The organism is Algoriphagus sp. 10J20-15 (genome assembly GCF_055809615.1).
Map to the genome: position 1 here is coordinate 282,784 of NZ_JBVVUG010000004.1, position 9,470 is coordinate 292,253.

Annotated in this window: 6 protein-coding genes; 5 read left to right on the top strand and 1 reads right to left on the bottom strand. The window is 44.1% G+C overall.

All coding sequences use genetic code 11. The features are described from left to right. A complete protein-coding gene (locus AC0L6R_RS03040; RefSeq protein ID WP_473269869.1) occupies positions 1-1,437 on the bottom strand; it encodes an aldehyde dehydrogenase family protein in 1,437 nt (478 codons plus the stop codon). A 338-nt stretch (positions 1,438-1,775) separates the two neighbouring features. Here AC0L6R_RS03040 and AC0L6R_RS03045 point away from each other — a divergent pair, with 338 nt between their 5' ends. From AC0L6R_RS03045 to AC0L6R_RS03065, 5 genes are all read left to right on the top strand, one after another. Continuing rightward, positions 1,776-2,279: a hypothetical protein gene (locus AC0L6R_RS03045; RefSeq protein WP_473269870.1), complete on the top strand. Its 504-nt coding sequence runs from the start codon at positions 1,776-1,778 to the stop codon at positions 2,277-2,279. 20 nt (positions 2,280-2,299) lie between these two features. Next, complete coding sequence (locus tag AC0L6R_RS03050) at positions 2,300-4,135, top strand: hypothetical protein (protein ID WP_473269871.1); 1,836 nt, start codon at positions 2,300-2,302, stop codon at positions 4,133-4,135. After that, positions 4,125-6,722 (top strand): collagen-binding domain-containing protein, encoded by a 2,598-nt coding sequence (locus tag AC0L6R_RS03055; RefSeq protein ID WP_473269872.1) that lies wholly within the window; start codon positions 4,125-4,127, stop codon positions 6,720-6,722. Before AC0L6R_RS03050 ends, AC0L6R_RS03055 begins: the two co-directional genes overlap by 11 nt. Next, the gene (locus AC0L6R_RS03060) at positions 6,703-8,361 is read left to right on the top strand and encodes a hypothetical protein (RefSeq protein ID WP_473269873.1); all 1,659 of its coding nucleotides are present in this window, start codon (positions 6,703-6,705) and stop codon (positions 8,359-8,361) included. The genes AC0L6R_RS03055 and AC0L6R_RS03060 overlap by 20 nt, the downstream gene beginning before the upstream one ends. Then, on the top strand, positions 8,342-9,470 hold a 1,129-nt coding region (locus tag AC0L6R_RS03065; RefSeq protein ID WP_473269874.1), incomplete at its 3' end, for a hypothetical protein. The genes AC0L6R_RS03060 and AC0L6R_RS03065, both read left to right, overlap by 20 nt.

The window sequence follows — 9,470 nt, forward strand, 5'->3', positions numbered from 1 at the left end:
TTAGAACCATTTAATAAGTGAAGCAATAATTTGTTTCGCTTTGATTCCGTAGGGTGGCCTTAGCAGTGTCACATTATTAATCCCGACTCGCTGCTTGAGTACACCCTTTTCATTGCTAAATGCCAGAAACCCATGGTAACCATGCGCTTTTCCGATACCACTATTATTTACTCCTCCAAATGGTAACTCCAAATGAAGGAAATGTAAAACGCAGTCATTGATTACGGTATTTCCGGAGCTTGTTTCCCTTAGGACCTTTGAGGTATGTTCTGAGTTTTTGCCAAAATAATAAAGGGCTAATGGTTTAGGTTTGGAATTGACGTATGCTATTGCGTTTTCTAAAGAACTATAGCTCAGGATAGGTAAAATAGGTCCGAAGATCTCCTCTTGCATTACCTGCATATCATTATTGACATTTGTCAGAATAGTAGGATCAATATAGCGAGTAAGGGGGTTATACTTTCCTCCGAAAGCTAACGCTGCGCCTTCCGATAAAGCATCTTCAATAGTTTGTGTAAGCCTTTTAAAATGCTTGTCATTAATAATCCTAGCCATATCAGGTGACTTTTCTATCCCTTTAAAATCCGGGTCATACATCTTTTGTAGTGCCACTTTCATTTCCATGATAAGTTTCTCCTGCTGAGATTCATGCACCAGAATATAGTCTGGTGCTATGCAAGTTTGTCCACAATTGACGTATTTTCCCCAAATAATCTTTTCAGCTGCATCTGTTAAATCCGCATCCTCATTCAGGATGACAGGTGATTTTCCTCCTAATTCTAAAGTAACTGAAGTCAAATTCGCAGCTGCGGCCTTCATTACAATTTTTCCTACTGAAGGACTTCCTGTGAAGAATATGTGATCAAAAGGAAGTTTTAGTAATTCAGTAGAAATCTCCACCTCTCCTAAAACTACAGCCACTTCACTTGGGTAAAAGAGTTCTGAAATCATTGAAGAGACCAGATCAGAAGTATGAGGAGTCATCTCTGATGGTTTGATAATAGCCGTGCAACCTGCGGATAAAGCAGAAATTAGAGGGCCTATCGTCAGATTAAATGGGTAGTTCCATGGGGAAATTATCAGCGAAGTACCTTTCGGTTCCAAGTAAATTTTGCTGGATGTCCCAAGCATGGGAAGAGGAGTTGGAACCGAATTTGGCTTCATCCATTTCTTAAGATTTTTGATGCTATGGTTGATTTCTGCAGTGACGGGGAATATTTCACTGAGGTCTGTTTCAGCTTCAGGCTTACCAAAATCGTTCTTTAGCGCTTCACGAATTGCTTGTTGATTATCTTTTATCCAAGATCCTATTTTTTTTAAGTGAGCTATTCTCTCCATTGCTGTTGAAGTCCTCCAAGCTAAGGAAGTCAGTTTCTGGCTCTGCAAAAGAATGTCAAGGTTTATGGTTGAGGGGTCTTTGCTTTTGTGTTTTAGCATTTTGACAATTCTTGATGGTTCTGGGCTATCTATGAATTTAATGTACAAATATTTTTCCGGGAAGAGGGTAATCAAACATACTTTATTAGTAAGGTTTATTCTTTCAATTTTTCGATGATAATACGGGTTAAACCGAGTTAACCTCTCTTTTCAACACCTTAAAAAATATTTTCACATAAAAAAAAACGTATTATAAATAAATATTTATCATACAAAGTTTGCATATGAAAAACATAAAAGTGTATTTTTACGACATAATGATGTCTGGGAATGAGTTTTCCGCACAAGGAAATGAATTTTCAATCATTAATTACAAAGACAATAAAATTTTATAAACTATGAGAAAGCTGGACTATAAGTTTCGATCTGCTCGTTTTCAGTTCCTTTTGCTCTTATTTTTTTCTGCATTTGCTATGGCTGCTGGGGAAGTGGAGGCTCAAGAAATACAAGAACTTGATGTCTATATGAGAGCAAATAATTTTAGCTCTTCCGATTATTTCAGTGATCTGCTTTATGGCGGTAATGGAATTGTGGAGATTATTGATGGGCAAATTTCAGAGCCTAACAATACTAATCCACAAACTCTTTCACTCTATGTTTCAGAGCAGGGTCAACTTCAGGCAGCTCTTCAAAAATTCCCAAGCATAGAATTTATACGACTTAATGTGGAGGATTCAAGTGTGGCAAAAGTGAGTGCAAACCTTTTGCAGGCTGAAGCATTAAAGTTTATACTTTTTGTAATCCCTGATTCCTTTGATCCCTCAAGACTTGAAACAATGGTAACTGAGCTCCAGGTCAATTCAAAAGTTCTTATTCTTTATCAAATTTCCCGTCCAGGATGAAAGCAAAACTCCAGATAACTATGGAAAACCTATATAAAATTTTTCGTTTTTCCAATATTGCTTTTCTAGCAATATTGGTCTTTGTGTTTCTGAGTAACTCACCTTTTGCGGTAGCTCAAAATTCAAATGTAAAGACATTCAACAAGCGGGTTGGAACTCCAGCTCCTCCGAATGGAGTGTTTAATCTTAAAGGTGACTTCACTATCATTGGGAATACTAGTATGACTTTGGTGAGTTATAACAACACCAGGGCTAATACAAATAATGCAATGAAGTATGTAGATGTAGACGGTGATCCTTCTACCTCTAACTCATCTTCATCTACTTTAGTATTTTCATCTCAGCCTGGTGTAGATCCTGCTTGTTCTGAAGTTGTTTATGCCGGATTGTATTGGACTGGGAAATCCAGAATCAATGATCCTGTAACTTTCTCAGTTGGCCAAAAAACATTTGATAAAAGACGTGTTAAGATTAAAGGTCCAGGGGATTCTGGATATACTACTTTAAATGCATCAAATTCTAATATTCTATATCCACAAAATCAATATGATGACATTTATGTGGGTTATATGGATGTTACTCAATTTGTAAAAAGTAGAGGAGCTGGGGCCTATACGGTTGCCGATTTGGCCTTACGTGAAGGAACAGATGCAACATCTGGTCTGTTTGGACAGTGGGCGATCGTTGTTGTGTATGGGAATTCTAACATGCCATGGAGAGATATTACTTTGTTCGATGGATATTCCCATATTAGGACTCCAAATAATAACGGGACTCCTCAGTCAGGTATTATACCTATTTCTGGTTTTCAGGCCGTACAAACAGGAAATGTAAATGTTAAGCTTGGCATAATGGCCGCTGAAGGTGATATCGCTTACAATGATTTTCTTGAGATCGAAAGGGGTGTAAATACTAATAATTGGCAAAGATTGGCCCATCCGGAGACAACCACAGGAAACTTTTTAAATTCTTCAATATATACTCCTGTTCTTAATTCGTCAAATCAACTTGTACCCAATCCTAGAAGTCCAAATTTGATTAATAATACCGGGATCGATATTGCTATGTGGGAGATTAATAATAGTAATAACGCTATTATTGGAAATAATCAAACTTCCACAAGGTTCAAATATGGCACTTCACTGGATATTTATGCATTATACTTTTTTGCATTTGCGGTAGATGCCTATGTGCCAGATATTGAGGGGCTCAATCAAGTTCAAACAATTGATGGTGTTTCTCCTGGAATTAGTCCAACAGTGGAACCTGGTCAGCAATTAGTATACACATTAGATATTAGAAATAAAGGGACAGAAGCAGTTACAAATGGGGAAATAGTGATTCCTATGCCGTATACTGCCTCTTATGTTTCAAGTTCGGTTCAAATTAATTATAGTGGTTCAAATTCAATTGCTCCAGTTTTTGATCCGACTCGAGGATCGACAGGTTCTATCGTTTGGAAAATCGGAAATATTCCACTTCCTAGTGACCCGGAAGATATTTTGGCTACGCTTACTTATACCATTAAAGCCACAGAAGATTGTTTTGTATTGGCTCAAGCAAATTGTGAAGCTTATATTTCAGTAAATGGAGCTATAAGTGGAAAAGGGGTTACCTCACTTAGGGATTTTCAAGGTGTTAGTTTTATACAGGGTTATTCAGAGGATGATACCTGCGAAGGAGACCCAATAAGAGATCCATTAGTTATTCCTATTACTGGAGCAGCTGAATGGGTACAAGCAAACTGTCAGGGTGAAGATATATTTCTAGACTTTGAATTTTGTAATGTGCCAGATGCAGGAATACCTGTAGATTGGATTAGGGGCTCATTTCCAACGGGCAACTTTGTTTTATGATGGAGAAGATCCACAAACTGCAACAGAGTACAATGATAATAATCCATTTCCCAAAGAGGGGGGAGACTTTTACGGTATTCCTCTTAATTCCTCTAGCTGTACTTTCCCTTTTAAAATCGTTGCAAGTATAGTAACGACAAATCCAGGACAGCCAGATGTTGATAATCTTACATTCTGCGTTGGTGAAACTGCTGTAGATCTTAATACGATCGTCAAGCCAAGCAATTTTGGCGATGTTGATGAATATGATGTGTTTTTCTATACTCAGGAGATTGGTGGAACAGCAACTACGACCCTAATTCCTAATACTTCAGCAGTCAATACATTTGATTACTGGGTTGCTGAAGGACCATCACCACAATGTATAGGAACTCGCGTCAAGATAACTGTGACGGTTAAAGACTGTGAAGAGCCAGCAATAGCAATTTCCAAAGCTGGAGAGCTGCTGGATGAGGACGGTTGTCCTGAATTAGGCGATATAATCAAGTATACATTTACTGTTGTAAATCAGGGGAATGTTGCTTTGTCAAATGTTACGATTTCTGATCCACTTTTTATGGCTCCGAATGTTCCTGTTTCTATTGATTTTGAATCAGGTGATATAAATTTCAATTCGAAATTGGATATAGGAGAAATTTGGGTTTATACTGCTGAGTATGCTGTAACTGCAACAAATCTTACTGCAGGCGAGGTTGTCAATCAAGCGACAGTTTCAGCAACTTCTCCAGGAGGTAAGCCAGTTAATGAAAGCTCTCTTCCATATATGCTAAATGGGCTGGCTTCTTTGGAGGATTTTACAGAGTGGAATCTTGTAGTAAAACAAACTTTAAATAGTTCTTCTTTGGCTGTTAGTTATGCGACTTTAGTTGGAGGTAATGCTACAATTACAAATTCTGCTAATTTTTCAGAGAATGGTATTAACCCTTCGAATCAGGCTGGTCTTATGGTAGGAGGTAACGTGAATGGGACCTTCCAAATTAATAGTAGTGGTAATTTCTTATTACAAGGAAGTCACGCTTCTGGTAGTGTAAACTATAATGGCGGAAGTTTCCAGTCTGTTTCTGGAATAGATGTTTTGATATCAGACCTTTTTGGTAATGCAACCTCTGCGCAGAACTATTTGGCAGGGCTACCAACCACGGGTACAATCGTCAATGGAAACATGACATCTCCAAATCCATTAGAAATAGAAGGAACTAAGGTTTCAGTTTATTCTATGGCTAATTTACCTAATACAAACCTATCCTTAGCAATTGGTACAGCAGACTTAGTTATAATCAATGTTACTGCTGCAACTCCAAATACTTATAATAGTGTAAACTTTAATGGGGATTTCAATACTAGTTCTGGAAAAATAATTTGGAATTTCCCTAATTCAACATCTCTATCAATTAATACAAATTTTCGTGGGATGGTTCTCGCTCCAAATGCAGACTTGACTATGAATGGAGGAGAAATTAAGGGAACAACTGTCGTTAAAAGTATTCAGGGCAATATTGTTATCAGGGGTCAAGTTTATGGTGGAGCAGTAGCTGATTACGAATCAATTGGGACTGGAGAAACTGTAGTAAAATTAAATGCTACTCCAGAATTGTCTTTGTTTACTTTAGACCCAATATGTGCTCCGGGCACAGTGGACCTTACTAGTGCCATAGATGCACAAAATACAACTCCTGGATTAACATTCACTTTTTATGGAATAGATGGTCTTACTGAGCTCACCTTAGTACAGGCTCAGACTATTGGAGTATCAGGGACTTATTATATCAAGGGTGTAACTGAAGAAGGTTGTGAGGTGATCGAGCCAGTAGTTGTGACGATCAACCCACTGCCAGACTTTACGGTAACGGATCCAGCGGCAGTATGTGCTCCAGGAACAGTTGACATTACAGGTGCAGCCTCAGCGGTAGCTGGCGCGACCTTCACGTATTGGACAGATGCGGCAGCAACTCAGAGCTTGGGCAACCCAAGTGCAGTAGCTGCTTCCGGCACGTATTATATCAAAGCGACTAGCGCGGCAGATTGCGAAGTGATCAAGCCAGTAGTTGTGACGATCAGCCCACTGCCAGACTTTACGGTAACGGATCCAGCGGCAGTATGTGCTCCAGGAACAGTTGACATTACAGGTGCAGCCTCAGCGGTAGCTGGCGCGACCTTCACGTATTGGACAGATGCGGCAGCAACTCAGAGCTTGGGCAACCCAAGTGCAGTAGCTGCTTCCGGCACGTATTATATCAAAGCGACTAGCGCGGCAGATTGCGAAGTGATCAAGCCAGTAGTTGTGACGATCAGCCCACTGCCAGACTTTACGGTAACGGATCCAGCGGCAGTATGTGCTCCAGGAACAGTTGACATTACAGGTGCAGCCTCAGCGGTAGCTGGCGCGACCTTCACGTATTGGACAGATGCGGCAGCAACTCAGAGCTTGGGCAACCCAAGTGCAGTAGCTGCTTCCGGCACGTATTATATCAAAGCGACTAGCGCGGCAGGTTGCGAAGTGATCAAGCCAGTAGTTGTGACGATCAGCCCACTGCCAGACTTTACGGTAACGGATCCAGCGGCAGTATGTGCTTCCAGGAACAGTTGACATTACAGGTGCAGCCTCAGCGGTAGCTGGCGCGACCTTCACGTATTGGACAGATGCGGCAGCAACTCAGAGCTTGGGCAACCCAAGTGCAGTAGCTGCTTCCGGCACGTATTATATCAAAGCGACTAGCGCGGCAGATTGCGAAGTGATCAAGCCAGTAGTTGTGACGATCAGCCCACTGCCAGACTTTACGGTAACGGATCCAGCGGCAGTATGTGCTCCAGGAACAGTTGACATTACAGGTGCAGCCTCAGCGGTAGCTGGCGCGACCTTCACGTATTGGACAGATGCGGCAGCAACTCAGAGCTTGGGCAACCCAAGTGCAGTAGCTGCTTCCGGCACGTATTATATCAAAGCGACTAGCGCGGCAGATTGCGAAGTGATCAAGCCAGTAGTTGTGACGATCAGCCCACTGCCAGACTTTACGGTAACGGATCCAGCGGCAGTATGTGCTCCAGGAACAGTTGACATTACAGGTGCAGCCTCAGCGGTAGCTGGCGCGACCTTCACGTATTGGACAGATGCGGCAGCAACTCAGAGCTTGGGCAACCCAAGTGCAGTAGCTGCTTCCGGCACGTATTATATCAAAGCGGCTAGCGCGGCAGGTTGCGAAGTGATCAAGCCAGTAGTTGTGACGATCAGCCCACTGCCAGACTTTACGGTAACGGATCCAGCGGCAGTATGTGCTCCAGGAACAGTTGACATTACAGGTGCAGCCTCAGCGGTAGCTGGCGCGACCTTCACGTATTGGACAGATGCGGCAGCAACTCAGAGCTTGGGCAACCCAAGTGCAGTAGCTGCTTCCGGCACGTATTATATCAAAGCGACTAGCGCGGCAGGTTGCGAAGTGATCAAGCCAGTAGTTGTGACGATCAGCCCACTGCCAGACTTTACGGTAACGGATCCAGCGGCAGTATGTGCTCCAGGAACAGTTGACATTACAGGTGCAGCCTCAGCGGTAGCTGGCGCGACCTTCACGTATTGGACAGATGCGGCAGCAACTCAGAGCTTGGGCAACCCAAGTGCAGTAGCTGCTTCCGGCACGTATTATATCAAAGCGACTAGCGCGGCAGATTGCGAAGTGATCAAGCCAGTAGTTGTGACGATCAGCCCACTGCCAGACTTTACGGTAACGGATCCAGCGGCAGTATGTGCTCCAGGAACAGTTGACATTACAGGTGCAGCCTCAGCGGTAGCTGGCGCGACCTTCACGTATTGGACAGATGCGGCAGCAACTCAGAGCTTGGGCAACCCAAGTGCAGTAGCTGCTTCCGGCACGTATTATATCAAAGCGACTAGCGCGGCAAATTGCGAAGTGATCAAGCCAGTAGTTGTGACGATCAGCCCACTGCCAGACTTTACGGTAACGGATCCAGCGGCAGTATGTGCTCCAGGAACAGTTGACATTACAGGTGCAGCCTCAGCGGTAGCTGGCGCGACCTTCACGTATTGGACAGATGCGGCAGCAACTCAGAGCTTGGGCAACCCAAGTGCAGTAGCTGCTTCCGGCACGTATTATATCAAAGCGGCTAGCGCGGCAGGTTGCGAAGTGATCAAGCCAGTAGTTGTGACGATCAGCCCACTGCCAGACTTTACGGTAACGGATCCAGCGGCAGTATGTGCTCCACGGAACAGTTGACATTACAGGTGCAGCCTCAGCGGTAGCTGGCGCGACCTTCACGTATTGGACAGATGCGGCAGCAACTCAGAGCTTGGGCAACCCAAGTGCAGTAGCTGCTTCCGGCACGTATTATATCAAAGCGACTAGCGCGGCAGATTGCGAAGTGATCAAGCCAGTAGTTGTGACGATCAGCCCACTGCCAGACTTTACGGTAACGGATCCAGCGGCAGTATGTGCTCCAGGAACAGTTGACATTACAGGTGCAGCCTCAGCGGTAGCTGGCGCGACCTTCACGTATTGGACAGATGCGGCAGCAACTCAGAGCTTGGGCAACCCAAGTGCAGTAGCTGCTTCCGGCACGTATTATATCAAAGCGACTAGCGCGGCAGATTGCGAAGTGATCAAGCCAGTAGTTGTGACGATCAGCCCACTGCCAGACTTTACGGTAACGGATCCAGCGGCAGTATGTGCTCCAGGAACAGTTGACATTACAGGTGCAGCCTCAGCGGTAGCTGGCGCGACCTTCACGTATTGGACAGATGCGGCAGCAACTCAGAGCTTGGGCAACCCAAGTGCAGTAGCTGCTTCCGGCACGTATTATATCAAAGCGACTAGCGCGGCAGATTGCGAAGTGATCAAGCCAGTAGTTGTGACGATGAACCCACTGCCAGACTTTACGGTAACGGATCCAGCGGCAGTATGTGCTCCAGGAACAGTTGACATTACAGGTGCAGCCTCAGCGGTAGCTGGCGCGACCTTCACGTATTGGACAGATGCGGCAGCAACCCAAAGCTTGGGCAACCCAAGTGCAGTAGCTGCTTCCGGCACGTATTATATCAAAGCGACTAGCGCGGCAGATTGCGAAGTGATCAAGCCAGTAGTTGTGACGATCAGCCCACTGCCAGACTTTACGGTAACGGATCCAGCGGCAGTATGTGCTCCAGGAACAGTTGACATTACAGGTGCAGCCTCAGCAGTAGCTGGCGCGACCTTCACGTATTGGACAGATGCGGCAGCAACTCAGAGCTTGGGCAACCCAAGTGCAGTAGCTGCTTCCGGCACGTATTATATCAAAGCGACTAGCGCGGCAGATTGCGAAGTGATCAAGCCAGTAGTTGTGACGATCA

What these genes read in the sequence shown, in the direction of transcription:
- AC0L6R_RS03050 (WP_473269871.1), top strand. Translation starts at nt 2,300, where the DNA reads ATGGAAAACCTATATAAAATTTTTCGTTTTTCCAATATTGCTTTTCTA.
- AC0L6R_RS03040 (WP_473269869.1), bottom strand. Translation starts at nt 1,437, where the DNA reads ATGCTAAAACACAAAAGCAAAGACCCCTCAACCATAAACCTTGACATT.
- AC0L6R_RS03045 (WP_473269870.1), top strand. Translation starts at nt 1,776, where the DNA reads ATGAGAAAGCTGGACTATAAGTTTCGATCTGCTCGTTTTCAGTTCCTT.